General features: G+C 70.2%; 27 protein-coding genes, 1 pseudogene and 1 riboswitch. Of the genes and pseudogenes, 5 read left to right on the top strand and 23 right to left on the bottom strand.

Annotation, left to right across the window (positions count from 1 at the left end; genetic code table 11):
• Nucleotides 1–163: 163 nt before the first annotated feature.
• Nucleotides 164–1126 carry a glutarate dioxygenase GlaH gene (gene glaH, locus KGQ91_RS16245; RefSeq protein ID WP_163649579.1) on the bottom strand — a complete coding sequence of 321 codons (963 nt, stop codon included), beginning with the start codon at nt 1124–1126 and terminating at the stop codon, nt 164–166.
• 166 nt (nt 1127–1292) lie between these two features.
• On the opposite strand from glaH, the gene csiR reads away from it, so the two are divergent.
• The 5 genes from csiR (at nt 1293) to KGQ91_RS16220 (ending at nt 6097) form a co-directional block, all read left to right on the top strand.
• Nucleotides 1293–1982, top strand: coding sequence for a DNA-binding transcriptional regulator CsiR (gene csiR / locus KGQ91_RS16240; RefSeq protein WP_163649580.1), 690 nt, complete (start codon nt 1293–1295; stop codon nt 1980–1982).
• A 74-nt stretch (nt 1983–2056) separates the two neighbouring features.
• Nucleotides 2057–2986 carry a DMT family transporter gene (locus KGQ91_RS16235; RefSeq protein WP_224421503.1) on the top strand — a complete coding sequence of 310 codons (930 nt, stop codon included), beginning with the start codon at nt 2057–2059 and terminating at the stop codon, nt 2984–2986.
• A 299-nt stretch (nt 2987–3285) separates the two neighbouring features.
• Nucleotides 3286–4776 carry a SulP family inorganic anion transporter gene (locus KGQ91_RS16230; RefSeq protein WP_224421502.1) on the top strand — a complete coding sequence of 497 codons (1491 nt, stop codon included), beginning with the start codon at nt 3286–3288 and terminating at the stop codon, nt 4774–4776.
• A 58-nt stretch (nt 4777–4834) separates the two neighbouring features.
• The gene (locus KGQ91_RS16225; protein ID WP_224421501.1) at nt 4835–5689 is read left to right on the top strand and encodes a universal stress protein; all 855 of its coding nucleotides are present in this window, start codon (nt 4835–4837) and stop codon (nt 5687–5689) included.
• Between the two features lie 27 nt (nt 5690–5716).
• Nucleotides 5717–6097 carry a RidA family protein gene (locus KGQ91_RS16220; RefSeq protein WP_224414323.1) on the top strand — a complete coding sequence of 127 codons (381 nt, stop codon included), beginning with the start codon at nt 5717–5719 and terminating at the stop codon, nt 6095–6097.
• A 171-nt stretch (nt 6098–6268) separates the two neighbouring features.
• On the opposite strand, the gene KGQ91_RS16215 is transcribed toward KGQ91_RS16220, so the two are convergent.
• The 22 genes and pseudogenes from KGQ91_RS16215 to KGQ91_RS16115 form a co-directional block, all read right to left on the bottom strand.
• The gene (locus KGQ91_RS16215; RefSeq protein ID WP_224414324.1) at nt 6269–6877 is read right to left on the bottom strand and encodes a hypothetical protein; all 609 of its coding nucleotides are present in this window, start codon (nt 6875–6877) and stop codon (nt 6269–6271) included.
• Between the two features lie 113 nt (nt 6878–6990).
• The gene (gene fabG / locus KGQ91_RS16210) at nt 6991–7728 is read right to left on the bottom strand and encodes a 3-oxoacyl-ACP reductase FabG (RefSeq protein WP_163648331.1); all 738 of its coding nucleotides are present in this window, start codon (nt 7726–7728) and stop codon (nt 6991–6993) included.
• Nucleotides 7721–8173, bottom strand: coding sequence for a hotdog family protein (locus KGQ91_RS16205; RefSeq protein WP_163648332.1), 453 nt, complete (start codon nt 8171–8173; stop codon nt 7721–7723). Before KGQ91_RS16205 ends, fabG begins: the two co-directional genes overlap by 8 nt.
• Nucleotides 8170–9372 (bottom strand): beta-ketoacyl-ACP synthase, encoded by a 1203-nt coding sequence (locus tag KGQ91_RS16200; protein WP_224414325.1) that lies wholly within the window; start codon nt 9370–9372, stop codon nt 8170–8172. Before KGQ91_RS16200 ends, KGQ91_RS16205 begins: the two co-directional genes overlap by 4 nt.
• On the bottom strand, nt 9365–9943 hold the full coding sequence (locus KGQ91_RS16195) for a DUF3261 domain-containing protein (RefSeq protein ID WP_224414326.1): 579 nt from the start codon (nt 9941–9943) through the stop codon (nt 9365–9367). The genes KGQ91_RS16200 and KGQ91_RS16195 overlap by 8 nt, the downstream gene beginning before the upstream one ends.
• Nucleotides 9940–11199 carry an NAD(P)/FAD-dependent oxidoreductase gene (locus KGQ91_RS16190; RefSeq protein ID WP_224421500.1) on the bottom strand — a complete coding sequence of 420 codons (1260 nt, stop codon included), beginning with the start codon at nt 11197–11199 and terminating at the stop codon, nt 9940–9942. The genes KGQ91_RS16195 and KGQ91_RS16190 overlap by 4 nt, the downstream gene beginning before the upstream one ends.
• Complete coding sequence (locus tag KGQ91_RS16185; RefSeq protein ID WP_224421499.1) at nt 11174–13522, bottom strand: MMPL family transporter; 2349 nt, start codon at nt 13520–13522, stop codon at nt 11174–11176. Before KGQ91_RS16185 ends, KGQ91_RS16190 begins: the two co-directional genes overlap by 26 nt.
• Nucleotides 13519–14082 carry a LolA family protein gene (locus KGQ91_RS16180; RefSeq protein ID WP_224421498.1) on the bottom strand — a complete coding sequence of 188 codons (564 nt, stop codon included), beginning with the start codon at nt 14080–14082 and terminating at the stop codon, nt 13519–13521. Before KGQ91_RS16180 ends, KGQ91_RS16185 begins: the two co-directional genes overlap by 4 nt.
• Nucleotides 14083–14102: 20 nt before the next feature.
• Nucleotides 14103–15677: an HAL/PAL/TAL family ammonia-lyase gene (locus KGQ91_RS16175; RefSeq protein ID WP_224421497.1), complete on the bottom strand. Its 1575-nt coding sequence runs from the start codon at nt 15675–15677 to the stop codon at nt 14103–14105.
• Entirely contained in the window at nt 15667–16611 is a 945-nt protein-coding gene (locus KGQ91_RS16170; protein ID WP_224421496.1) for an LpxL/LpxP family acyltransferase, read from the bottom strand. Before KGQ91_RS16170 ends, KGQ91_RS16175 begins: the two co-directional genes overlap by 11 nt.
• A complete protein-coding gene (locus KGQ91_RS16165; RefSeq protein WP_224414332.1) occupies nt 16608–17372 on the bottom strand; it encodes a glycosyltransferase family 2 protein in 765 nt (254 codons plus the stop codon). Before KGQ91_RS16165 ends, KGQ91_RS16170 begins: the two co-directional genes overlap by 4 nt.
• Nucleotides 17369–19081, bottom strand: coding sequence for an ApeI family dehydratase (locus KGQ91_RS16160; protein ID WP_224421495.1), 1713 nt, complete (start codon nt 19079–19081; stop codon nt 17369–17371). Before KGQ91_RS16160 ends, KGQ91_RS16165 begins: the two co-directional genes overlap by 4 nt.
• Nucleotides 19081–19632 (bottom strand): COG4648 family protein, encoded by a 552-nt coding sequence (locus KGQ91_RS16155; RefSeq protein WP_224421494.1) that lies wholly within the window; start codon nt 19630–19632, stop codon nt 19081–19083. Before KGQ91_RS16155 ends, KGQ91_RS16160 begins: the two co-directional genes overlap by 1 nt.
• Before the next feature lie 23 nt (nt 19633–19655).
• Entirely contained in the window at nt 19656–19919 is a 264-nt protein-coding gene (locus KGQ91_RS16150) for a phosphopantetheine-binding protein (RefSeq protein ID WP_224421493.1), read from the bottom strand.
• Between the two features lie 7 nt (nt 19920–19926).
• Entirely contained in the window at nt 19927–20685 is a 759-nt protein-coding gene (locus tag KGQ91_RS16145) for a lysophospholipid acyltransferase family protein (RefSeq protein ID WP_224421492.1), read from the bottom strand.
• A gap of 29 nt (nt 20686–20714) precedes the next feature.
• Complete coding sequence (locus KGQ91_RS16140) at nt 20715–21392, bottom strand: beta-ketoacyl synthase chain length factor (protein WP_224421491.1); 678 nt, start codon at nt 21390–21392, stop codon at nt 20715–20717.
• Nucleotides 21393–21523: 131 nt separating this feature from the next.
• On the bottom strand, nt 21524–22096 hold the full coding sequence (mntP, locus tag KGQ91_RS16135; protein WP_163648341.1) for a manganese efflux pump MntP: 573 nt from the start codon (nt 22094–22096) through the stop codon (nt 21524–21526).
• Nucleotides 22097–22116: 20 nt separating this feature from the next.
• Nucleotides 22117–22279, bottom strand: a riboswitch (yybP-ykoY riboswitch).
• A 57-nt stretch (nt 22280–22336) separates the two neighbouring features.
• Entirely contained in the window at nt 22337–22666 is a 330-nt protein-coding gene (locus KGQ91_RS16820) for a helix-turn-helix domain-containing protein (RefSeq protein WP_318010303.1), read from the bottom strand.
• 179 nt (nt 22667–22845) lie between these two features.
• Nucleotides 22846–23178 (bottom strand): annotated as a pseudogene (locus KGQ91_RS16815) (cyclic nucleotide-binding domain-containing protein); the annotation flags it as partial.
• Between the two features lie 328 nt (nt 23179–23506).
• Complete coding sequence (locus KGQ91_RS16125; protein ID WP_318010302.1) at nt 23507–24088, bottom strand: SCO family protein; 582 nt, start codon at nt 24086–24088, stop codon at nt 23507–23509.
• A gap of 21 nt (nt 24089–24109) precedes the next feature.
• Nucleotides 24110–24499 carry a copper chaperone PCu(A)C gene (locus tag KGQ91_RS16120; RefSeq protein WP_224421490.1) on the bottom strand — a complete coding sequence of 130 codons (390 nt, stop codon included), beginning with the start codon at nt 24497–24499 and terminating at the stop codon, nt 24110–24112.
• 360 nt (nt 24500–24859) lie between these two features.
• Complete coding sequence (locus KGQ91_RS16115) at nt 24860–25201, bottom strand: hypothetical protein (protein WP_163648343.1); 342 nt, start codon at nt 25199–25201, stop codon at nt 24860–24862.
• Between the last annotated feature and the right edge of the window lie 74 nt (nt 25202–25275).

Raw genomic sequence — 25275 nt, 5'->3', positions numbered from 1 at the left:
CTACCGACGCCATCTGACCGCCATGGATGGCGGAAATGCCGGAAGGGAAGGGAACACTTTCCGGCCATGGCGTCGGACCCCCTCTATGACCTGTCCCCGGCGCCCCTTGCCGGAGCCAACGACGATTGCTCTATTGTGGGGGTGGGGTGGCCTGGCGGATGGCTCACTCGGTCCGTGAGGTGGCCAGCGTCTTCTTGTGGGTGAAGTAGCCCCGCTGGCGCATCAGTTCCCGGCGCAGCTCCGGATGTGCAGTGAAACGGTCGCGGCCGTGCAGCCAGAAATGGTTGTTGATCAGCAGGAAGCTGCCGACCGGGACGGGCAGTGACAGGCGCGCGTCGCTGCTCTCCAGGGATTCCGAGAGGTCGGTGAGCCAGTTGCCCTCCTCGAAGTCCCGGGGCTGCACGAACTGGTCGATGTAGGCCATCACCGGTCGTCCCTCGGCATCGACGTCGAACACGCTGTGATGGATGTCGCGGGCGACCTTCTTGCTGGGCGGCGCCGACCAGCGCATCTCGCGGCGCGCCAGCGGATGGTGGTAGAAGCGCTCCAGATCCTCCCAGTCATCCAGGTGCAGCAGCAGCGAGTTGCCGCCCTCCATGTTCCGCTCGTCGATCTTCATCATCAGCACGTAGTCGGTGTCCTGCTCGACGAAGGTGCCGTCGTTGTGCAGTTCCATCACGCGGTGCGGCTGGCGCAGGTAGCTGTCCGACTCGTCGACATTCCTCACCACGAAACGCGCATAGTACTGGCCGCTCATGGCGTCGAAGTTGGAGCGCCCGAAGCAGTGCGCCACGGCGGTCGACAGCTTGATCATCGCGTCGACCTGCTCGACCTGATTCACCCCCTCGGCATCGATCAGCAGTGCCCCGTGAGCGCGGTCCACCAGCGTATCCACCAGCAGCGGCTGCAGCGTGTTGCGGCACAGGTCATCGAGCACCCTGGCGACGCGAAAGCGCAGCATGGACTTGTACTCGAGTGCCTGGACGGGCAGGTCGTCGACCGCATCGAGAAAGGCCGTCACCGTCTGTGCCTCGAGGGTCAGCCGAAGCAGGCGGGGGGACTGGGGCAGCGGGGCGAGCCGGAATCCATGGGTATCGATCTCGGCGAGTGATGGCAGGGCTGTCATGGCGAACCTCCTGGGTGTTCAAGGGCGTGCATCGTGGGTCAACGAGAGGAAAAATATCTACATTTTATTCATATGTCAAAATTATAAGTTTTTGGAGAAATTTCATCGTTTTTCCGGTCCCGCCGGAGTTGGGTATGATGGGTCCCTCTGCCGCAAGGAATGCTTCATGACCCAGCCCGCCCCGCGTCCCAACCTGGCCATCAGTGCCTACCGCCAGCTCAAGCGCGACATCATCCGCGGCGTCTACGCCCCCGGTGAAAAGCTGCTGATGAGCCGGCTCAAGGCGCGCTATGACCTGGGCGTGGGGCCGGTGCGCGAAGCGCTGTCGCAACTGGTCGGCGAGCATCTGGTGACGGCGGTCAGCCAGCGCGGCTATCGGGTCGCCGGCATGTCCGAGCAGGAACTCAACGACATCTACGATGCGCGGGCCCATCTCGAGGGGCTGATGCTCGAGCTGGCGATCGCCAGGGGCGGGGACGAGTGGGAGGCCGACATCCTCGCCAAGCTGCATACCCTGGCGAAGGTGGTGGAAGTGCATAATGCCGACGAGATGCTGGATGTCTGGGACGCCCGCCACAAGGCGTTTCACTACGCCATCGTCGCCGGCTGCCAGTCGCCGCTCCTGCTGCGTGTGCGCGAGTCGCTGTTCGACCAGGCGGAGCGCTATCGGCACCTGTGGCTGTGCGAGACGGTCTTTTCCGAGGCGGCGCTGGAAGCCAAGCGCCGCGAACACGCCGCCCTGGTCGACGCCATCCTGGCCCGCGACAGCGAGCGGGCCTGCGAACGCATGCGCGAGCACCTGATGACGCCGGTGCCCATCATTCGCGAGGCCCTTGTCGCACGCGGCCTCGTGTAGGCGTACCGGCTTGCCGGCGCTCGGCCAGTCGGCCAGCCTGTCGGTCCGACCGGACAACATCTCGGAGCGATGTCTTGCCGAACACCTCGCCACTCGCGTCATTGTCCCTGCGCCAGCAAGGCCTGCTGATGACCGCCGCGGGGCCGTTGATCATTTCCCCCGATGCCCTGCTGGTAAAGCTGATCGGCATGCCCGACAGCCAGGCACTGTTGTGGCGCGGGCTGCTGACCGCGCTGGGCTTTCTGGCGGTGCTGGCGCTGCGTCTGCGCGGGGCGATCGTCCCGGCCTTTCGGCGTTGCGGCCTGACGGGGCTCGGGGTGGCGCTGCTGTTCGGCGCGTCGAACATCGGTTTCGTGCTCGGCAATCACTACACCCGCGGCGGCAACGTGCTGATGATTCTCGCCGGGACGCCGCTGATCGCCGCGCTGCTGTCACGGCTTTTTCTCCATGAGCGGCAGCCGCGGCGCACCTGGCTGGCGATCGGGCTGTGCCTGACCGGTACCTCGCTGATCGTCCTGGACGATGCCGGGCCGGGGGCATGGCAGGGCAATGCCTGCGCCTTGATGTCGGCACTGTGCATGGCCGCCAACTTCACCCTGTGCCGGACGCGGCCCGGGATCGACATGAGCCCCATACTGGTGCTGTCGGGCGTGCTGGTGGCGGTGGCCGCCGGCATGGCCGGGGTGGTGCAGGGGGTGGCGCCGATGCTGCCCGCGCCGGCCCGGGCGGGCTATCTGGCGCTGCTCTGCCTGGTGCTGCTGCCGCTGGGCTTCACGCTGATCCAGCGTGGCCCGCTCTACCTGCCGGCCGCCGAGGTCAGCCTGCTGATGCTGCTGGAAACCGTCGTCGGCACCCTGTGGGTGTGGTGGATACTCGGCGAGCGCCCGTCCAGGCTGGCCTTTGCCGGCGGGGCGCTGGTGCTGGGCACGCTGCTCGGCAAGGCGCTGCTGGCGCGGCATCTGGAACGCTGCCGGGCGCGGTCGGTGCAGGCCGGTTCGGGGTGATATCACGCTCCCGGCCTGCTAGAATGCGCCGCTTCGCCATGTACCGCTTCGACGAAAGGATGAACTCGCCATGAGGTCGCGCGCGATCATCGCCAGTCCGCCCTAGTACCGCCCCCGCCTTGCGTGCCCGACACGCGCCCGGCGACGCCCGGCGTCTCGACCGCCGGTGAGCGTTGCGATTCCGTTCGCCCGAACGGCTCCCGTTTTCGAAGACCGAATACCGCACGTACCCTTGTTGTGGGACGCTCCCGGAGAGCGCGGCGAGGGTACGTCGCCCCTGACGATACCTGGACAACTGCATGATCCGATCCCTGAAACAGACCTGGTTCTTCAACCCCAAGAACGACATCCTCGCCGGCCTGGTGGTCGCCATGGCGCTGATTCCCGAGGCCATCGCCTTCTCGATCATCGCCGGGGTCGATCCCAAGGTGGGGCTCTACGCCTCGTTTTCCATGGCCGTGGTGATCGCCTTCGCCGGCGGCCGGCCGGGCATGATCTCGGCGGCCACCGGGGCCATGGCTCTGCTGATGGTCACTCTGGTCAAGGAGCACGGCCTGCAATACCTGCTGGTCGCGACCCTGCTCACCGGTGTGTTCCAGATCATCGCCGGTTACCTGAGGCTCGGCGAGCTGATGCGTTTCGTCTCGCGCTCGGTGGTCACCGGCTTCGTCAATGCGCTGGCGATCCTGATCTTCATGGCCCAGCTGCCCGAGCTGACCAACGTCACCTGGCACGTCTATGCCATGACGGCGGCGGGGCTGGCGATCATCTATCTGTTTCCGCTGCTGCCGAAGATCGGCAAGTCGGTGCCTTCGCCGCTGGTGTGCATCGTCACCCTGACGATCGTCTACATGCTCACCGGCATGGATATCCGTACCGTGGGCGACATGGGCGAGCTGCCCGACAGCCTGCCGGTATTCCTGTGGCCGGATGTGCCGCTCAACCTGGAGACGCTGCTGATCGTCCTGCCCTATTCGCTGGGCCTGGCCGTGGTGGGGCTGCTCGAGTCGCTGATGACATCGACCATCGTCGACGAGCTCACCGATACCGGCAGCGACAAGAACCGCGAGTGTCGCGGCCAGGGGATGGCCAACATCGCCACCGGCCTGCTCGGCGGCATGGCGGGTTGCGCGATGATCGGCCAGTCGGTGATCAACGTGAAATCCGGCGGGCGCGGGCGGCTGTCCACGCTGGTCGCCGGGGTGTTCCTGTTGATTCTGGTGGTGTTCCTCGGCCCCTGGGTGTCGCAGATTCCCATGGCCGCGCTGGTGGCGGTGATGATCATGGTCTCCATCGGCACCTTCAGCTGGGAGTCGCTGCGCGACCTGCGCAAGCATCCGATGAGCACCAATATTGTCATGCTGGCCACCGTGGTCGTGGTGGTGGCGACCCATAACCTGGCGATCGGCGTGTTCGTCGGCGTGCTGCTGGCCTCGTTGTTCTTCGCCAACAAGGTCGGCCGAGTGCTCTACATCGACAGCCAGGCCAGCGACGACGGCCAGGCCCGCGAGTATCGGGTGATCGGTCAGGTGTTCTTCACCTCGGCGGATCGCTTCACCAACGCCTTCGACTTCAAGGAGTCGCTGGAGCGGGTGCGCATCGACCTGTCGCGGGCACACTTCTGGGACATCACGGCGGTGGACGCGCTCGACAAGGTGGTGATTCGCTTCCGGCGCGAGGGCACCGAGGTCGAGGTGGAGGGTCTCAATGAGGCGAGCGCCACGCTCGTCGACCGCTTCGCGGTGCATGACAAGCCCGATGCGGTCGAGAAGTTGATGAGCGGCCATTGAGTCGACGCCGCGATGCGCCGACGATGAAGCGAACGATGGACAACTTGGGGAGTGCCCGATGAAAGAACACGTCATGGCCTGCATCGACGGCTCCGGCTATGCCACGGCGGTGTGCGACTACGCTGCCTGGGCGAGCCAGCGCCTCGAGGCACCGCTGACCTTCCTGCACGTGATCGACAATCACGCGCCGCCCGAGGCCGGCAACCTGTCGGGCAACATCGGCCTGGGCAGCCGCGAGCACCTGCTCGAGGAACTGGCCTCGCTGGATGAACGCCGCGCCAAGCTGTCCCGGGAGCAGGGCCGGGTGATGCTCGAGGCGGCCTGCCAGCGGGCCGTCGACGACGGCGTTGACGAACCCCACAGTCGCCAGCGCAACGGCGAGCTGGTCGAGACGCTGCATGACCTGGAAGGCGAGACACGGCTGCTGGTGATGGGCAAGCGCGGCGAGTCCGCCCACCGGGCGTCCGAGCACCTGGGTTCCAACCTGGAGCGGGTGGTGCGCGCCGTGCATCGGCCGATCCTGATGGTGCCCGAGACCTTCCGCGCACCCCAGCGGGTCATGGTCGCCTTCGACGGCAGCCGTACCACCCGCAAGGGCATCGAGATGATCGCCGCCAGTCCGCTGTTCGCCGGCCTGACCTGTCATGTGGTGACGGTCGGGGCGGATATCGCCGATATTCAGGCGCAGCTCGACTGGGCGATCGACACCCTCAACGATGCCGGCATCAAGGCCCACAAGGCGATCCGTGCCGGCGACGTGGAAGCCACCCTGCGTGACTATCAGCGCGAACAGGCCATCGACCTGCTGATCATGGGCGCCTACGGCCATTCGCGCATTCGCCACCTGCTGGTCGGCAGCACCACCACGGCTATGCTGCGCAGCGCCGATGTGCCGCTGCTCCTGCTGCGCTGACCCCCTGAAACCACGAGGAAAGACCGGATGATCCAGCGTCACGATACCAAGGCCCGCATGAGCCGGGCGGTGATTCACAACGGTGTGGCCTACCTGTGCGGCCAGGTGGCCGGCCCCGAGGCACGCCACGGCGACATCACCGAACAGACCGAAAGCATGCTGGCGCGCGTCGATGCGCTGCTGGCCGAGATCGGCTCGGATCGCGAGCACCTGCTCGCGGCGACGATCTATCTGAAGGACGGTGCCGACTTCGCGGCGATGAACGCCGTCTGGGATGCCTGGGTCCCCGAAGGGCATGCCCCGGCACGGACCTGCATTACCGCCCCGATGCCGGCCGACGAGCTGCGTGTCGAAGTCACGGTGACGGCGGCGGTCAAGCAGGGGGATACCGGCAACCGCCTTTACTAGGCTTTGCCTGAAAACTGGCTGCGCTCGATCATGCGGCGTTAAAAATCAGCTCGGGCGCGAGTCCGATCAAAATGCTCATTTACACCCTGTAAACTCCGCTTTTTCGCTGATTTTTGCCTTGCCTGATCGTCGCTCGCCGACTTTTCCGACAAACCTAGGGGCTGGTAGGGATTAGGCCTCGGTGCGCTCGGCCTCGGGCCGGGCCTGCGGCTGGAAGCGCAGGAAAGGCTCCAGCCGCGTCGGGTCGGCCTCGCCCACGTGGCAAAGCTGATCGGCGATTTCCGCATACTGGCGCAGCACGGGCTCCATCAGGCGTTGCCGGACCGGGTCCTGACCGGCCGCCTCGGCCTCCTGCGCCAGCCACTCGAACAGCCGCGCCAGGCGATGGTAGTTGGGATCGCCGCGGCCGGTATTGCCGCGCAGTGCATCGATGGACAGGCAGCGCAGTACGCTGCGCTTGTTGGGGTCGAGGCTTTCCCGCTCCAGCAGCAGTTCCGCCTGATGCACGAAGCGCTCCATGAGCTGCGTGGTTTCCAGGCCGCGCTGCTGGGCCTGCTGGAGTTCCAGGCTCCGGGTCAGGGCGCGCTGTTGAAGGCGCTGCTGGTGGGCCAGCATCACCAGCAGGATGAGCACGCCCATGGCCGCAACCAGGGCCAGGGCATAGCCGCCGTAGGCGGCCAGCGTATCGGCCGGCAGGGGCCAGCTCGGGGCGCTGGCCATGACGCCCAGGCCGCCCAGCGCCAGCGTGGCCAGCACGATAATGACAACGACTGCAATCACACCACGTCTCCCTCGATCCGTGAGCCGGAGCAGAAATCCGGTATTCCCCGGTGTTATCGGCCGACGGGCGCAAAAACTTAGCAAGCCTGTGGCAACGGCCTGTCGAGGCCTGCCTAGCACAGCCCGCCGTTGACCGAGAGTACCTGCCGGGTGATGTAGCCGGCATCCGGGCCGCACAGGAAGCTCACTGCGCCGGCAACCTCGTCGGCAGTGCCCGGGCGCTGCATGGGAATGGCGCGCCGGGCCGCCTCGGTGGCCTCGGCGTCGACCATGTCGGTTTCGATCAACCCCGGCGCCACGGCGTTGACGGTAATGCGCCGCTTGGCCAGCTCCACCGCCAGCGCCTTGACCGCGCCGATCAGCCCGGCCTTGGCGGCGCTGTAGTTGACCTGGCCGCGGTTGCCGATCAGCCCGGACACCGAGGACATCACCACGATGCGGCCCGGCCGCCGCCGACGAATCATCGGCATGACCAGCGGGTGCACCACGTTGTAGAAGCCGTCGAGGCTGGTCGACAGCACGCTGTCCCAGGCCGTGTCGGTCAGCGCCGGGAAGGCGCCGTCGGCCGTGATGCCGGCGTTGCAGACCACCCCGTAATAGGCGCCGTGGGCCTCGATGTCGGCTTCCAGGGCGACGCGGGCCGCCGCGCGATCGGTCACGTCGAAGCACAGCACCCGCGCCGCGCGCCCCAGGGCGCGAATCTCCTCCGCGACCCTCTCGGCCTGCGCCTGCTGGCGACGGCAGTGCAGCACCACATCGAAGCCGTCGCGGGCCAGGCGCAGGGCCACGGCGCGGCCGATGCCGCGGCTCGAGCCGGTGACGAGGACGGTGTCGGGGCGGGAGTCAGGCATGCGTGGCCTCCTCGTCGGCGGGCTGGAAGATGGTCAGCCGGCCCTCGGCCAGCAGGGTGTCGTCGTCGGCCGCAAGCACCCGGCCCGCGAAGTGGGCCAGGCCGTTGTCGGCGACGAAATCACGCGTGACCTGCACGCGCAGCGCCCGGTCCACCGGGAAGGCGGGGCGGTGGCTGGTGAAGCGTCGCGTGCCGACGAGAAACCCCACCGCCGGGGTCGCACCGTGCCGGGCGGCGTGCCAGCCGGCCCAGGCGGCGACGCCCTGCGCCAGCCACTCGAGGGCGACCCAGCCCGGCACCGCGCCGTCGCTATGGAACAGGCGATTGGTGGCGGGGTCGACGCTGGCACTCAGCGAGGTCTCGTCCACCGCCAGCAGGCGATCGAGCAGACACATGGCCCCCTGCTGGGGGACGTAGGGCGCGATCGCGCAGGGCAGGGGCGTCATGGACCGTCCTCCGGCGCGTCGCGGGCCAGCAGCAGGCTGACGTTGTTGCCGCCGAAGGCGAAGGAATTGGACAGCGCGACGCGGGGCGCCCCTTCGGGAGTGTTGACCAGCGGCAGTCGCGGCAGCTCGGGGTCGTCGACGCCGTCATGCACATGGCGCGGCAGGAAGCCGTGGTGCAGGGCCAGCCAGCAGAACGCGGCCTCCAGCGCGCCGGCCGCACCCAGCGTATGCCCGGTCAATGCCTTGGTGGAGCTGCAGGCCGGGGGTGTGGCGAACAGCTCGCTGACCGCCCGGGCCTCCATGGCATCGTTGTGGCCGGTGCCGGTGCCGGTGCCGTGCAGGTTGAGGTAGTCCACCGCCTCGGGCGCGCAACCGGCCTGGTCCAGGGCGGCGGCCATCGCCGCGCGGGCGCCGCTGCCGTCGGGGCGCGGGGCACTGACATGGTAGGCATCGCTGCTCTCGCCGGCGCCGAGCAGCTGAATGCCGCCGGGCTCGCGGGTCACCAAGAACAGCGCGGCGGCCTCGCCGAGGTTGATGCCGGCGCGGTTGGCGGAAAACGGCAGGCTGGGCGCGTCGCTGACCGCCTCGAGACTGGCGAAGCCGTTGACCGTCAGCCGGCAGAGGCTGTCGGCGCCGCCGGCGATCACCGCGTCGCACTCCCCGGCCAGCAGCAGGCGTCGCGCGCTGGCCAGGGCCTGGGCGCTGGAGCTGCACGCCGTGGACAGGATATGCACCGGCCCAGCCAGGCCCAGCCGCTCGGCGATGAAGCGTGCCGGGGCGCCCAGCTCCTGGCGGGCGTAGTGGAAGTCCTCCGGCAGCGGGCCGTCGCGCCCGGCGACGGCCAGCGCCTGCTCGGTCTCGCCGATCCCCGAGGTGCTGCTGCCCAGCACCACGCCGATGCGCTCGCGGGGGTGGCGTGCCAGCACGGCCTCGAGGCTTGGCCCCAGGCGCTCGAGGGCCCGGGCCAGCAGCCGGTTGTTGCGGCTGCGGTGCGCCGCCGGCCAGGCCTCGTCGGCGGGCAATGGCACGGTCACCCGGCCCAGCGGCAGGCGTCGGCCGGGGGTGAAGGTATCGCTCGTCGTCAGCCCTCGGCGGCCTTCGCGCAGGGCCGCGATCAGGTGCCGCGGGTCGTCGCCCAGGCTGCAGACCACGCCGGGGGCGGAGAGACGGCACGGCGATCGAACAGTGGCATCACTCATGGGAGGTCTCCGGCAGCGGGGAAATGCGCAGGCGGTAGCCACCCCGACGATCGTCGAGCCGCACCGTCTCGGCGCGGGCGAACTCGGTGTCGGCCGGGGTGATCCGGGCTACCGCGCGTCCATGATGGCGAATGATACGGGCTCCATCGGCGACGTCCACCGTCCACGACGTGCCGTCGAAGGCGGCCCGCAGCGCGGCCGTCGGCCACAGGCACCAGTCGAGCCGGGCGGCGAGCCAGTCGGCCGGCGGCAGCGTGTCGCCGAGCGTCGCCAGCGGCACGTCGCCCTCGCGATAGCGGCTGTCGCCGTCCTCGTGGATCAGGGTCACCAGCCGCTGACCGTAGGGCGTGAGGAAGGCCGCCCGCCAGCCGGCGCCCCGGACGCGCAGCACCGCCAGCAGGGTCCGGGGTGCGCGCCGCGTGTCGTCCGGGATCAGGCTGATGCGCCGCTGGACGGTGGTCGCCGTCGCGGCCAGAGACTGGCGCGGCGCGGGCGGCAGCGGCGGGGCCAGCGAGCAACCGCCGAGCAGCAATGTCAGGCAGGCGGCCGGCCAGACCGGACGGCGTTTCATGGGCGGGCCTCCGGAAGAGGCCCGCACAGCTCGGCCAGCAGGTCGAGCCGCCGCCGGCTGGCGGTGACCAGCGGGTTGTCGCGGTCCCAGGCGTAGCCGGCGAGTACCGCGCTGATCCGGCGGCGCAGTTCGGCGGGCGGGTCGGGGTGAAAGATGATGCGCTGCAGGCGGCCGTCGTACCAGGCCTCGACGAAGGCGCGAAAGGTGGCGGTCCCGGCGCGCAGCGGGCGTTCGAACTCGCCCGCCCAGTCGGGCGACTCGCCGGCCAGCGTGCGTTCGACCAGCGGCACGGCCATGTCCGCCGAGCGCAGCGCGATGGTCACCCCCGAGGAAAACACCGGGTCGAGGAATTCGCCGGCGTTGCCCAGCAGCGCAAAGCCCGGGCCGTGCAGGCGCTCGACGTCGGCGGAATAGCCGGCCAGTGCGTCCACCGGGCGTATCGGTCGGGCCCCGGCGAGCAGCTCGGCGAAGCGCGGCTCGGCGTCGACCAGCGTCCGCCAGCGGCTTTCGGCATCGTCACCGGCGGCCTCGAGGGTCGCGGTGTCGCCGACCACGCCCACCGAGGCACGGCCGTCGCGGAACGGGATCAGCCAGTACCACAGCTGTGCATCGTCGGGATGCACGCCGATCAGGATCTTCTCGCGGTCGAAGTCGTCGTCGAGGCCGGTGTCGACATGGGTGAACAGGGCCGTGCGGGACTCGAGCCGCGGGTCGCGGGCCAGCCCCAGCCGGCGGGCCAGCACGCGGCCGTAGCCGCTGGCATCGAGGATGAAGCGCGTCTCGAGCCGTCGAGTGTGGCCGGTGTCATCGCGCACCGTGAGCCGGGGGTGCCGGGCGTCGGGCTCGACGGCATCCACCGTGGTGGCGAAGTCGACCCGGGCGCCGCGTGCCCGGGCGGCCTCGATCAGGCGCTGGTCGAAGTCGGCCCGTTCCACCTGGAAGGTGGTGGCCCAGCCCGGCGTGGTCTTGTCGTGGAAGTCGATGACGGTCGATACGCCGCGGCGGGTGAAGGCGGCGCCGTTCTTGGGCTGGTAGTCGCCGGCCAGGACGGCGTCGAGCAGCCCGGCGCGCTCGAGCGGCGCCATGCACTGGGGCAGCAGGCTCTCGCCGATCGAGAAGCGCGGGAAGCGCGTGCGCTCGACGACCTGGACCCGATGGCCGCTGTCGGCGAGTCGGGCGGCGGCCAGGGCACCGGCGGGGCCGGCGCCGATCACGACCACGTCGCTGGCGTCAGCGCGCGGGGCAAGGTTCGCCATGTGGTCTCTCCTTGATGCGAGGCGGGGCGGGACGCACCCAGGGCACCAGCAGCCCGACCAGCGTCAGGCCGATGAGGCAGGTCAGCCCCAGGTAGTGCAGCGCCGGCGTGGCGCTGAACGCGAGCAGGCCGAAGGCCAGCACGCTGGTCAGCGTGGACAGGCTGACCGCCAGCCAGGTCGCCGGGCGCCGCGCATGCTCGGCGCTGAAGATGCCGGCGTCCAGGCCGATCCCCAGCACCAGCAGCATGCCCAGCTGGCTGAACACGTTCAACGGCACCCCCGCGACGGCGTACACCGCCAGGGTGCCGAGCAGGGCGCCCAGCGCGGGCGTGACCACGCGCCAGGCCTGCCGACGGTAGCGCAGCACGAGCCCGGCGGTCAGCAGGGCCAGGGCCAGGCCGACCCACAGGCTGACGTGCCGGCGCAGCTCGCCGAGCAGTCGCGACAGGCGCGCCACGCGATCGACGTAGCAGACATCGGGCCGGGCGTCGGCGAGGGCCGCCAGGCGCCGGCCTTCCGCCGCGCTGTCGACGCCGTTGAGCACCAGGGTGGCGGCCAGGCGCGTGGTGCCGTCGTCGGCCGTGACCGGCCCCAGCCACAGCCGGCGGTCGGCCGTGCCGGCGGGGGCGTCGAGCCAGGTGGCGACATCCAGCCGCGGCACGCTGTCGAGGGTGGCGCGGGCCTTGGCGATCACCGAGCCCGGCAGGCCGGCGCGTTCGACCAGCGTCGCCAGCGGCTCGCCGTAGAGGCGGCGCACCGCGGCGAGATTGGCGTCCTGAATGCGGGGCGGCGGCACATGGTCGGCCAGGTTGCGGTAGCCGATCGTCAGGCCGTCGGCGCTGGCCGTGTCCAGTCGCTGACCGAGTTCGGCCAGCCGCTCGAGCAGGGCGGGCTCGTCATCGGCGGTCACCAGGAAGTAGCGGCTGCCGGTGTCGCGGCCCAGCAGGCTCTGGACCCGGCGCTCCTCGGCCAGCCGTGCGGACGACGAGGGGTTGAGCAGGCGCAGGCTGTCGTCGGCGGTCAGCCGCCCGGCGGTCACGCCCAGCAGGATCAGCGCCGCCACGGCCAGCCAGCCGGGCGCCAGCGTGCGGCGCGGCGTGGTGAGCGACCACCAGCGTGCGGCGATCCGGGCGGTGGCGGGGTGCACCGGCAGCGCCAGGCGGGGCAGCCACAGCACGCCGGTCAGCCAGGCACCGGCGAGCCCGGCGGCGGCGAACAGGGCCATCTGGCGCAGCCCCGGCATCGGTGCGAGGGCCAGGGCCAGATAGGCGGCGAGGCTGGAAACCAGCCCCAGGGCCAGGCCGGGTAGCAGCGGCCGCAGGTGAAAGCGCCGGCCCTGGACGGCGCGTTCGCACTGCAGGTGCAGGGCATAGTCGATGGCCACGCCGATCAGGCTGGCACCGAAGGCCAGGGTGAGCAGGTGCAGCCGGCCGAACAGCGCCAGCGTCAGCGGCGTGGCGACCAGCAGGCCGCCGGCCAGCGGCAGCAGCAGGGCGAGCAGGGTGCGTGGCGAGCGAAACACCGCCAGCAGGATGACGATCAGCGCCAGAAAGGCCCCCAGCCCGATGGTGGTGATCTCGTGGCGGGCCTGACGCGCGCCGCCGGCGGCGTGGAAGATCAGCCCCGAATGCAGCAGCCGGGCATCGGGATGCGCGGCTTCGAAGGCACGCAGCGCCCGAGTGAGTGCCTGCTGGGCCGACGGGGCATAGGGGGTGTCGGCCAGCCGGCCGATCAGCAGCGAGCGGCGCGTGCCATCCCGGTCACGCACCGTGAGCAGGCCCTGCCAGCTCGAGACGGGGCTGTCGTCCTGCTGGGCCAGCCAGCGGTCGAGCAGCCCGAAGGGGTCGGCCACCGGCTCGGGGTCGCCACCCGGCGAGAACAGCCGCGCCAGGGCCGGCTGAACCAGCGAGGTGCCGCCGTCCTGCTCGATCGCCTGCCGCAGCGACGGAGTGAGCAGCCGGTAGCGGTAAGGGCCTAAAACGGCGGCGGGATCGCTGTCGGCGAAGTCCACGTCCCGCCAGTCGAGGCGGGTCAGCAGCCGGCCGCCGTCGGCGGCGGAGAGCCGCTCGGCGAGATCGGCGGTGGCCCGGGGCAGGGCCGGCGCGTCAAGCAGCAGCACGAAGCGATCCTCGAAGGCGCGGCCGAGCCGGGCGTCGGCGCGTTCGAGCAGCGGATTCTGGCGGTCCTGGGGCAGCAGCGCGGTCAGTCGCGTGTCGCTGGGCAGCCCGTCGCGCAGCTGCCAGGCCAGGCTCACCACGCCGGCCAACAGCACCAGCCCCCATAGCCGGGCGAGGTGCTTGCCGAGGGCCGCCGGGCGCGTCACGGGTCGCTTCCGGCCAGGGGCTGCAGGTCGCTGAAGCGTACCGTGAGGGTGTCGCCGTCGGCGGTCTCGAGCCGCAGGCGCTCGACGTAGCGGCCGCCGGCGAGCGTCACCTCGGCGAGACGCTCGCGCAGGGCGGCCTGGCGGGGCGCGAGCGCCACCTGCCAGGCCGTGGCGTCGCCGCTCAGGGTCAGCGAGAAGCGCCGTTCGAGCGCCTGCCAGTCGCCGTCGAGCAGGTTCAGCAGCAGTGCGGCGATCTGGCGACGGCGTCGGTCATCGCCGGTATCGCCCGGCGCGTCGTCCGCCGCGCGGGCGTCGGCGGGCGTGAAGACCTGGCGGTCCTCGACCGGTTGCTCCAGCGCCCAGACGACCCGCTTACCGCGCTGATAGGTGAAGTGCCCGCGGCTCTCCAGATCGGTATCCAGGTCGGCGAGGTGGCGGGTCTGCACGAAGCGACCGCTCAACCCCTGGGTGTCGCCGAGCCGGTGCTGGAGGTCGGCGAGGTCGAAGGCCAGGGCCGGACTCGACAGCAGTCCCAGCATGAGCAGTACGAACAGGCGCATGACAATCTCCGGTCGATGGGTCAGTCGGCGGTGTGGGCCGGGGTGTCGGGGTACAGCGTGGCGGCGAGTTCGGGCAGGACCCGACACAGCCGTCGCAGCTCGTCCTCGAGGGGGCGGTCCTCGGCCAGCGGCGCGATGTGCGTGCGGCAGGCGGCGAGCCAGGCGGCCAGCACCGCCGGCGGCTCGTCGCTCAGGCTCCGGCGCAGCTCGAGTGCCTGGCAGGCGGCGTGGAGCACGCCGGCGACGACCTGCTCGACGAGCGTGAGCACGCGCAGGGCATCGCGGGCGGCGATGGTGCCCAGGCTCACCTTGTCCTGATTGTGGCACTCGGTGGAGCGCGAGAAGACGCTGGCCGGCAGGCTGTGCTGGAGCGCCTCGGCCGTCCACGCCGAGACACCGATCTGCACCGCCTTGTAGCCGTGGTTGAGCGCCGCGCGCTCGGGCTCGGCGCCGCTCAGGTTGGCCGGCAGGCCGTGGTTGTAGCGGGGGTCGACCAGCAGGGCCAGCTGGCGGTCGAGCAGGTCGGCGAGGTTGGCGGCCAGGGGCTTCAGCGCGTCCATGGCGAAGGCGATGTGACCGCCATAGAAATGGCCGCCGTGCAGCACCGTCTCGCCGTCGGGGTCGATCAGCGGGTTGTCGTTGGCACTGTTGAGCTCGTCCTCGATGAAGCGGCGCAGCCAGCCGAGGCTGTCCTCGAGCACGCCGATCACGTGCGGCGCGCAGCGGGTCGAGTAGCGGTCCTGCAGGCGCGGCGAGTTGCGTGGGGTGCGGGCCTCGGCGTCGACGGCAAGATCGGCGCGCAGGCGGGCGGCGATGCGCTGCTGGCCGGGATGCGGCTTGGCGGCGAACAGGGTGGCGTCGAAGTGGTAGGGGTTGCCGTCCAGCGCCCAGACGTTCATCGCCGTGGCCCGAGTGGCGAGCCGCGAGAGATGTTCGGCGCGCTCCCAGGCCAGGCAGGCCAGGGCGGTCATCACCGCGGTACCGTTCATCAGCGCCAGGCCTTCCTTGGGGCGCAGCCGGTAGGGGGCGAGGCCGCGCTCGGCGAAGGCCTCGGCGGTGGCGCGGCGGTGGCCGCGGTCGTAGACCTCGCGTTCGCCGCAGAGCACCGCGGCCAGGTACGACAGCGGGGTGAGGTCGCCGCTGGCGCCCACCGAGCCTTCGGTGGGGATGACCGGTATCACGTCCTCCTCGAGCAGCCAGACGAGGCGTTCGAGCAGGGTCCACGACGCCCCGGACAGGCCGCGGCACAGCGAGATCAGCCGCACGACGACCACGGCGCGGGCGGTCTCGACGTCCAGCACCTCGCCCAGGCCGCAGCCATGGAAGGTATACAGCTGTCGGGGCAGGGCCTCGAGCTGGTCGGCGGGTACCGCGCGGGTACAGGCGTCGCCGAAGCCGGTGGTCACGCCGTAGATGACGCCGTCCTCGTCGAGCAGGCGCTCGAGAAAGGCCGGGCCGGCCTCGATGCGGCGGCGGAAGGCAGGGGCGTCGGTGAGGCGCACGCGGCAGTCGCGCCGCGCGACCCGCGCGACGCTCTCGAGCGGGACGGGGGTGCCGTCCAGCGTCAGCCAGGGGCGAGTGTTGTCAGCGGTCATCGGCGTGCCAGAAGGGAAAGAAGTTGAACCATTGCAGCGGGTGACGCCGGCACTGCTCGGTCAGCCAGGCGACGTAGCGGGGCATGGCGGCATCGCACCAGGCGTCGCGATCACGGCGCCTCAGGGTGGATGTGTCATCGAACGGCTCGAAGGTGATGCGGTGATGATCGCCGTCGCGCACGCAGCCCAGCGTGTAGATCGGACAGCGCAGCAGCGCGGCCAGCCGGAACGGGCCTTCGGGAAAGGGCGCGGCGTCGCCGAGGAAGTCCAGGTCCCGGGTGCGCCCGGACTCGCCCACCGGCACGCGATCGGCGGCGATCACCACGAAGCCGCCGGCATCGATGCGCCGGGCCAGGCGCATCGCGGTGGCGGGCGTGATCTCGCTGACCTCGACGATCTCGGGGGGGCGACGGTGGGTCGCCTGGGCCAGCAGGGTGTTGAACTTCTCGGCGTTGCGGGTGTGCATCAGCTGGGTGACGTGGAAGTCGTCCCGGGTGTGGCTCATGGCGCTGCAGATCTCGAGGTTGCCGTGATGCGAGACCAGCATCAGCCCGCCCCGGCCGCTGCGGATGGCGGCGTCCAGCCGGGCGCGGTCGGCATCGGGGATGCGTACATCCAGCGCCAGGCCGCTCCAGACGTCGACCTTGTCCATCAGTGAGCGCCCGAAGGCCCAGAAGTGGCGCATCACCAGCAACGCCATGCCGCCGGGCGCGCCGCCGGCATGGTACGGCCAGATGCGCTTGAGATAGCGCCGCGAGGCACGCCGGGCCAGCGGGCGGCGCAGATAGTAGTAGAGAATCACCCATGCCAGCATGAAGCGAAATGGCAGGGGGCCCAGCCGGCGACGGATCCAGACCATGATCCGCATGCCGGCGACGCTGCCCGATTCCTGGATGCGCGCCCAGTGGCGCGGCGCCTTTTCCGTGGCGTTCACGCGTCGTTCCTCCCGGTGGTTCGCTTGACGTGGCGCCACACCAGGCGTGGCAGGCGGCAGAGCATGCCGGCGAACAGCCGCAGATGCATCGCCACCAGCAGCGCGTTGTCGCGGCCGAGGGCGAAGTGCGACACCCCGTCGAGCGGATAGTGTACCCGAACCGGGAGGTTGAGCACCTCACCGCCCGCCCAGACCCAGCGCACCGGCAGTTCGGTGTCGAGCTGCATGCGCTCGCCGCAGCCGTGACGAGCGAGGAGCCGGCGGGTGGCGGCCACGGGAAACAGCTTGACGCCGCACATGGTGTCCCGCAGGGCGAACGACAGGGTGTCGAGCCAGACCATGCCGTGGGTCAGGTAGCGGGCGTAGAAGCGGTGGCGCGGTACGCTGGCGTCGAAGCGCGGATAGCCGATGCGCAGGCGTTCGTCGTCGGCGGCGAGGTCGGCGACGAAGGCGGGCAGGTCGGCGGGGTCGTGCTGGCCGTCGGCGTCGACCTGCAGGGCGTGGGTGTAGCCCCGGCGTTGCGCCTCGGCGAGGCCGGCCTTGACCGCCGCGCCCTTGCCACGATTGCGCGGCAGGCGGATCAGCTGGACATCATCGGCCGCCGCCAGGGCGTCGAGCGTCGCGGCGCACGCCGGGTCGCTGCCGTCGTCGACCAGCAGCAGCGGCAGGCCGAGGCGCTCGCGGATCGCCGCGCAGGTGCGGCCGATGGCCTGTTCGTGGTTGTAGACCGGGATCAGGACGCAGGGGCGAGCCGGGGTCATGACGGGTCTCCTGCACGGAAGTGCATCCGGCCGCTGGCATGGCAGCCGTGACGGCCGCTGAGGCGGAAATCCAGCCGCTGCATGTCGCCGTGCCACTCGAGGGCCAGGGTGACGCGTTCGCCGGGAGGCAGCAGCTGGGGGAACTTGACCCGCTCCAGGCGCGAGAAGGCCCCGGTCACGCCGAGGTGTTCCCGGGCCAGGTCGCACGTCCACTGGATCATCACCACCCCCGGCACCACCGGCCGGCCGGGGAAGTGCCCGGCCAGATGGGCGAGGCGTTCCGGCACCTCGAGGGTGACGTGGCAGCACCCGTCGGCGGATGCCTCGACGCCCAGCCAGCGCGGCTGCCGGTGGTCCAGCCGGTCGCGGAACAGCCGCTCGACACGTTCCACGGTGAGCTTGCCCTGGGCGTTGACGGGCCAGGTCTCGACGAAGCGCCAGGCGCGGGGGATCACCGTGGGCTCGAAGGCGCGGGCGAGCCGCTCGCGCAGGGCGGCGATGCGTTGCCGGCGGGCGCCGTGCTCGATGGGGATCCCGGCCGGGTCGAGCTGGACGATCGCCCCGAGCCGGCCGCTGGGCTCGGGCAGCACCACGGTGCGGGCCCGGCGCACGCCATCGGCCGCTTCCAGGGCACGATCCATGGCGGTCAGCGACAGGCGCTTGCCGCCGACCTTGGCGATGCGATCGGCGCGACCCAGCAGCTGAAAGCGGCCGTCGCCGGCCTCGCGGATGCGATCGGCCTGGCGTTGCCAGTCGCGGCTGTCGAGATAGGGCGAGCGCAGCCACAGGTGATCGTCGTCGCGGTCGGCACGCACCGCGATCCCGGGAAGCGGCGTCCAGGCGTCGTCCTGGCGGGGAACGCCGCGCCAGGCGATGCCGCCGGTATCCGAGCTGCCGTAGAGCTCGCGGACCGGCGCATCCAGCAGCCGCTGCGTGCGCCGTCCCGCCGCGGCCGGCAGCGGGGCGCCGGAACTGTAGACGGCGGCCAGGCGCTGTCGCACCCGGGGCCAGTCGAGGGTCTCGGGCAGCCGTTCCAGCGGCGGCGGGGCGCTGATCAGCACGGTCTGGCTCGTCTCATCCAGGGCGGCGAGCCAGGCGTGCAGGGTCTCCGGGTAGCGGCACAGGGCGCCGGCCATCGGCGCCGCCTCGACCAGGGGGCGCAGGATGGCGAACAGCAGGCCGTAGATGTGCTGGTGGCTGACCTGGCTGATCGTCAGCCGCCCTTCGAGCGGCCAGAGGTCGCGGTGCGTGGCCAGTTCGGCATCGAGCTGGGCGAAGGACTTGGGAATGCGCTTCGCCGCGCCGGTGGAGCCGGAGGTGTACAGCCAGAGCGCCGTGCGCTCGGCGCTCAGGGTTCCCCAGCGCGGGGCGGCGCCGGTGCTGGGGCGATGGCCGCCGGGCACGTCGCCCAGCCGGGCCCGGGTCAGGGCATCCACGCCGGCCAGGGTCTCGGGGCGGTCGTCGGCGGGCAGCAGGGCGCTGTCGCCGCGCTCCCACAGGGCCAGCAGGGCACTGGCGAAGACCAGCGGGTCACGGTCATGCAGGGCATAGCAGCGACCGGGCTCGGCGAGCGTGTCGAGACAGGCCTGCCAGGCGCCGATGCGCCGCTGGAAGTCGGCCAGGGTGACGCGGCCGGTGGGCAGCCAGCCGACGCACCGGGTCGGGTCCGGGTCGCGCCAGCGAGCCTGGCGCAGGGGGGAATCGCTCATCACGAAGCCCTCTTCTTGACGCGCCGGCGCACGAGCCACTCGCCGGCGAACAGCAGGGCCATGGCCATATAGGCCAGGCCGCCGTTGTACAGCGACCACAGCGCGGGGTCGCCATGGATCACCGTGGCCAGCGCCAGACTGCCGTTGACGACGAAGAAGCCGCACCACAGCTGGGTGACCCGGTAGGTATAGCGCACGCCGCTGGGCGGCAGGTCCGGCGTCTGACGCCGCGCGAGCCGCTCGATGACGCTCGGCGGGTGACGCAGCGAATGGGCGAACAGGCCCAGCAGGGCGGCGTTGACCAGCACCGGCCAGAGCCGGAGGACCAGGGTGGCTTCCCCCGCCGCCGCCAGCAGCACGGCGGGGATGCCCAGCCAGAGGGCCCAGCGCCGGTGGCCGGCCGGCAGGCGCCAGGCGACGAGCCCGGCCAGCATCACCAGCCAGGGCCAGCCGCCGGCCACCGGCCAGCGGGTGACCAGCCAGGGCCAGGCCAGGGTCGCCGCAGCGATCGGCAGGCCGGCGGGTGGGCGCGAGGGGAAGGGCCGGACCATGCGGTGGCGTGCGTCGGCGCGGGCTACTGGGTACGGCGCGCCTCGACCAGCGCCGCCAGGGTGCGCAGGTTGGCGAAATGGCGCCGGGTTTCGTCGCTGTCGGCTTCCAGCTGGATGCCGTAACGCTTCTGCAGTGCCAGGCCCAGTTCGAGCGCGTCGATGGAATCGAGTCCCAGGCCCTCGACGAACAGCGGTTCGTCGGGGTCGACGTCCTCGGGGGTGACATCCTCGAGTTCCAGGGTATCGATGATCAGTTGCTTGAGCTCGTGTTCCAGGTCTGTCGTCATGGCTCCCTCATCCCTTGTGGGGGCGGTTGAAATAGGCTTCCAGATGCTGCGTCAGATCACCGATCGCCCGCGGTGCGGCCTGCGACGGCACGGTGGGCGGGATCGGCGGGCCGACCGCAATGCGAAACGCGGGACGGCGCGGCGGCACACGATACCACGGCTCGCCCTTGGTCAGGGTACTGGGGCGGCAGTCGATGCGCACCGGGGTGATGACGGCATGGCTGGTCACGGCGATGGCGGCACCGCCGCGGCGCAGCCGCACCGGCCGTCCGGGCGTCGAGCGGGTGCCCTCGGGGAACACGATCAGCGACTGGCCGTCGGCCAGCGCCCGGCATGCCGCCCTGAGCGTGGCGCGTGGCCGGCGGTTGGTGATGAAGCCGGCGGCGCGAATCACCCCGGCCGTGACCGGGTGACGGGCGAGAGGCCCCTTGACGATGCAGTTGGCATTCGGCGTGAAGGCGAGCAGGAACAGGGCATCGAGCAGGGTGGGATGGTTGGCCAGCAGCAGGTGCCCCCCGGCGGCCAGCCGCTCGACGCCGGATACCCGGTAGTCGATCAGCCGGGCGTGGCGCAGGGCGGCCAGAAAGCCCCGGCAGGTCAGGCGCACCAGGTGTCGGGTGCGTCGCTGGGCGGCGGCCCGGTCGGGGCTGGCCAGGCGCGTCAGGGGGGCGAGCACCGCGCCCACCGTCAGGGCGGCGACGGCGAAGCCAACGAAGGCCAGCGGGGTGATCAGCCGGCGCCATAGCGGGTCGAGGTGGCGGGTCATGCGGGGTGCCCGGATCGAGGCGAACGCCATCAGGGGGCCAGGCGCCAGGCGCGGCCGCGCAGCGGGCTGCCCAGCTCGCCGCCGGTACGCAGCCAGGCGATGACATCGACGGGCTGCGGGGGCTCGCCGCCACCCTGCCAGGGGGATTCGTGGATCGCCCGGCCGCTGTCGAGCGTCAGGCGCATGGCGAGTGCCGCCGCCCCGCGGGACGCCGGTGCATGGGCGGCAAAGCGCGGCGGTACCGGCACATCGCTGAACACGGCGATGACCCGGGGCGCGCCCTCGGCCAGGTAGCCGCGGGCCTCGCTGAACAGGGCGGCCAGCTCGTCGCCGCCGGCGGCGATCGCCTGCAGCGAGCGACGGTTGCCGCTGGCGATGGAGTAGACGCCCAGCACGGCGTTGTGCACGGAGAGCCCGAAGCGGGCCGGTGACAGCGGGGCCGATTCGGCGAGCGCGTAGAGCAGTTCGAGCGTGCGCTCGCCATCCCCGTGGCGCGAGGCGTGCAGCAGGATGCTGTCCGCGCCGGGGTCCAGCTCGGCGAGCAGGTCGGCGACCGCGCGCCCGGCCAGGTTGACGCGGCGGCGCAGCATCGCCGGCAGCGAGCGGCCGGCGGGGCGGGCGTCGGTGACGATGCGGGCATCGCGCTCGGCGTCGCCGTCGGGGAGCCAGGCGCGCCAGTCTTGGAGATGGAGAGAGGGCGAGGTCATGGTGCCGGATCCTGTCACTGCCGGGGGCGCTGCGCGTCGTGCCGGGACGGCCGTCGGCGCTGGCTATACCCTACGCGAGTCGCCGCCTGCGGGCCACCGCGTTCGAGCCACCGTGGCGCCCATGGCCCGACTCAGGCCAGCACGCCGAGGTGCTCCATCAGCAGCAGCGAGCCGATGCCGATCAGGATCACGCCGCCGACGATCTCGGCGCGCTGACCGACCACCTGACCGAGCACGCGGCCGAGCATGACGCCCAGCGTCACCATGGTCAGGGTCGCCAGGCCGATGAACGCGGCGGTGGAGACGATGTTGACATCGACGAAGGCGAGCCCGACGCCCACCGCCATCGCGTCGATGCTGGTGGCGAAGCCGGTCAGCGCCAGGCGCAGGAAGGAGTGCCGGGTGGGGCGTTCGTTTTCCTCGTCCTCACTCTGCGAGAAGCCTTCCTTGATCATGTGCCCGCCGAGCAGCAGCAGCAGGGTGAAGGCGATCCAGTGGTCCCACTCGGCGACGTAGCGCGAGGCGGCCATGCCCATGGCCCAGCCGATGACGGGCGTGGTGGCTTCGATGCTGCCGAAGATGAGGCCGGTGCGCAGGGCTTCACGGAAGTGGGGGCGCTGGAGGGCGGCGCCCTTGCCGATGGCGGCGGCGAAGGCATCCGTGGACATGGCGAAGGCCAGCAGAAGGGTGGAAGCCAGGGTCATGGTCATCTCCGGGTCGGGCGATTGGCCAGGGGCATGCCGCGCGCGCCCGACCACGAGCGCGCGGTATGCCCTTGGTCTCGCCAACCGGAATCGGTCGCCTGCACCACGACGTGGGCGTCGAGCTTGTTGATGCAGGCCTCCTCGCCGTCGTCAGCAGCGAGGATCGGCTACTCCCCAAAGGAGCGCCGATGCTAAGGCATCGGCCGGGAAAATGCCAGGAGAGGGGGCCGCCTCGGCCTGTTAACGGCCGAGACGGCGATGGGTGGCGCGTCCGTCTCGGCCTCGGGCCACCGCCAGGGGCAGCACGCGAGGCTCGGGCGACTCGGGCACGGCAGGGACCGGCGAGAGCACCATCAGACGGTCCCCGCGGGCGAGGGTCTCGAGTGCCGCCAGGTCGTGAATCCGCACTTCACGGCCCCGGGTGGTCACCAGGCCCTGCTGCTGGAACTGGCCGAGCACGCGACTGACCGTTTCCATGGCAATGCCCAGGTAGCTGCCGATTTCGGCGCGGGACTTGGAAAAACGAAAGCAGTGGGCGGAGTAGCCGCGGCGGCGAAAGCGCTCCGACAGCTCGCAGAGCAGGGTGGCCAGGCGCTGCTCGGCCGACAGTGCCCCATCAGCAGCCGATCCTCGCGCAGCGTCCGGCTCATGCTGCGGAACAGCTGGGTGCGCAGGTCGGGCAACTGCGTGGCCAGCGTGTCGAGGCTCGGATAGGGGATGTCGCAGATGGTGGCGGCTTCCAGCGCTCTCACCGACCCCGGGTAGCGCAGTGTGTCCAGGCCATCCAGGCCGACCAGTTCGCCGGGCAGGAAGAAGCGGGTCAACTGTTCCCGTCCGCCGGTATGGCTGACCTGCTTGAGGCTGCCCGAGCGCACGACGAGCAGGCTGTGCAGGGGCGCGCCTTCCCGTGCCAGCAGGCTGCCCTTCTTGAAGTGGCCCGGCCGTCGCACGATGGCGTTGAAACGCTCCAGATCCCGGTCGTCGAGCGACTGCGGCAGGCATAGCGATCTCAGGCTGCAATGCCGGCAATGGACGTCGTCGGCGTCGCCGCGACGTTGGGGCCGATCGTTGTGGTCCGCCATCGAGTCCCTCCCTGAACTGGTCTTACCAGTCCGAAAGTATAGTGAGACGTCTCAACTTTCCAGCCTAGCAGCCTTGATGACGATCAATATTCGGCGCGATGTCTAACTTTAGTTGGGGGAGGCGAGCAGGCGGAGTGGTCACACCCCGCGGACCGAGCAGGATAGTCGCGCGAAGGATCACGCCGACGGGGCACGCAGCCCGGGCGAGCGGGCCGCAAGCCGCGGCGGCGGGGGGGAGTCAGGTGTGCGGGCTTCGATACCCTCGGCACGGTGAGCGGCGTGGCCAGCGGCCACGGCAGCGTGGCCCTGGATCGAGCGGGAGTGCGGACTAGCCCCTTTTCGCCAGTCGGGAAAGATCGGCAACCACATTCGCGGTGGGGTCGCTGTCGCGAATCATGAACTCCGCCTCGCCCTGTTTATTGAAGGCGAAGGCGGCACTCGAGTGGCTCACGTCGTAGTTGCCTTCCTCGTCCTTGTCGCCGTATTCGTAGGTAATGCGATACCGATTGGTCAGCTCGTCTATCTGCGCGGTACTGCCCGTCAGGCCGATAAACTGAGGGCCGAAGTAGTTCGTGTAGCGCTTCATGACATCGGGCGTATCCCGGCCGGGATCCACCGATACGAAAAGCACCTGAATGTCGTCGCGAACCTCGGCATCGACCTTCCGGATGGCGGTCGCGAGCCCGGCCAGCGTGATCGGGCAGACGTCGGGGCAGTGGGTATAGCCGAAATACAGGATCGTGTTCTTGCCCAGGTAGTCCTCGGCACTCACATCTCGGCCGTTTTCATCCACCAGTTCGAAGTCCAGGTCCGGCATGAACTCGGAGACATCGGTCGTGCGCCAATTATTGTCGCTGCATCCGGCCAGCCACAGCGAGCCGAGCAGCGGGAGTAGCCATTTATGCATCATCACCATTCCTGCAGGCGTCGGCTACAGCGAGGCCGGCGAAACCACGTCAAATACCACGGGAAGCCGCGTGTCGTCGGCGAAATCGAGCGTGACATCAACCTTGTCGCCCATGCCCAGGGGCCCTTGACGTTTCATGAACATGAGATGATAGCCCTTGGGAGCGAAATCGAGGGTCTCGCCGGGGTCGATCGTCAGTTCGGAAATCGGCTTCATGCTGGCCATTCCGTCCTTGTTCATGCTCATGTGCATCTCGACCCGGGCAAAGGCATCGCTGTCGGCGCCCACCAGGGTGACGGGGGCGTCGCCGCCATTATGCAGATGAAAGTAACCGGCTCCGGGGGTGTCGCCGGGCATCAGGCTCAGGCGGGCATCGGTCACCGTCAGGCCTTCGGCATGGGCGGTGCCGGTCATCAGCAGGAGGGCCAGCAGACCCGGGATCAGCCGATGGGGAGAGGCTTGCCATCGAGTTTCACGTCTGTCTGTTGCCATCCTGTCTTGTCTCCATTCGGTGCCATCGAGGGTCCGGACCGGTCAGGGAAAACCGGTTGGTCGCCCGCGAAAGGGATCGCGGCATGCCTGGCGGTATCCGCATTACCTTAGCGATTGCCCGGCTTTCTTCAAGGCGCTGCGACATTATGTCAAGGGCCGGTATTCGGCGGGAAATCGCGCTGCCGGGAGGCGTCACGCCCTGTCGATGCCGCGAAAGATCCGGCAGCACCGGTCAGCAGGGTACCGGCACGAATTGGCGCGGCATGCATCGCTATCCGGCCGTCAGGAGCAGAGGTCCGACAGGTTGCAGTTCGACTGGAAGGCGCGTGACTTGACATCCAGCGAGAGGCGATCGTTGACGGTGTCGTAGAAGAAGGAGGCATAGCCCTTGTCGGAGTCGCTGGTGCGGTACAGTCCGCAGACCCCATAGCCGTATTGCACGTCCTGCAGGTTGAGAAGCTCGACCTGGCCCGAGGTCTTCAGGCTGGCAGCAATGGTCTGCTGAATCTGCTGGTCCCGGCGAGAGTCGGCGATGACTTGACCACCGAAGATGACGGCGGCCAGTGCCAGCATGATGAGCACCGGCGTCGCCAGCAGCAGAATGAAGGGGCGTGAGTACATCATGAAGCGAAAGCCTATGCCGATCGCGGCCGGCAGGCAAGCGGGTCGGGTGCGTTCGAAGCGCGGCGTTTGGCCGC

Origin of the sequence: Modicisalibacter tunisiensis, from assembly GCF_020148005.1 — a bacterium.
Classification (GTDB): Bacteria; Pseudomonadota; Gammaproteobacteria; order Pseudomonadales; family Halomonadaceae; genus Modicisalibacter; species Modicisalibacter tunisiensis.
This window is presented reverse-complemented; position numbering and strand designations above follow the sequence as displayed.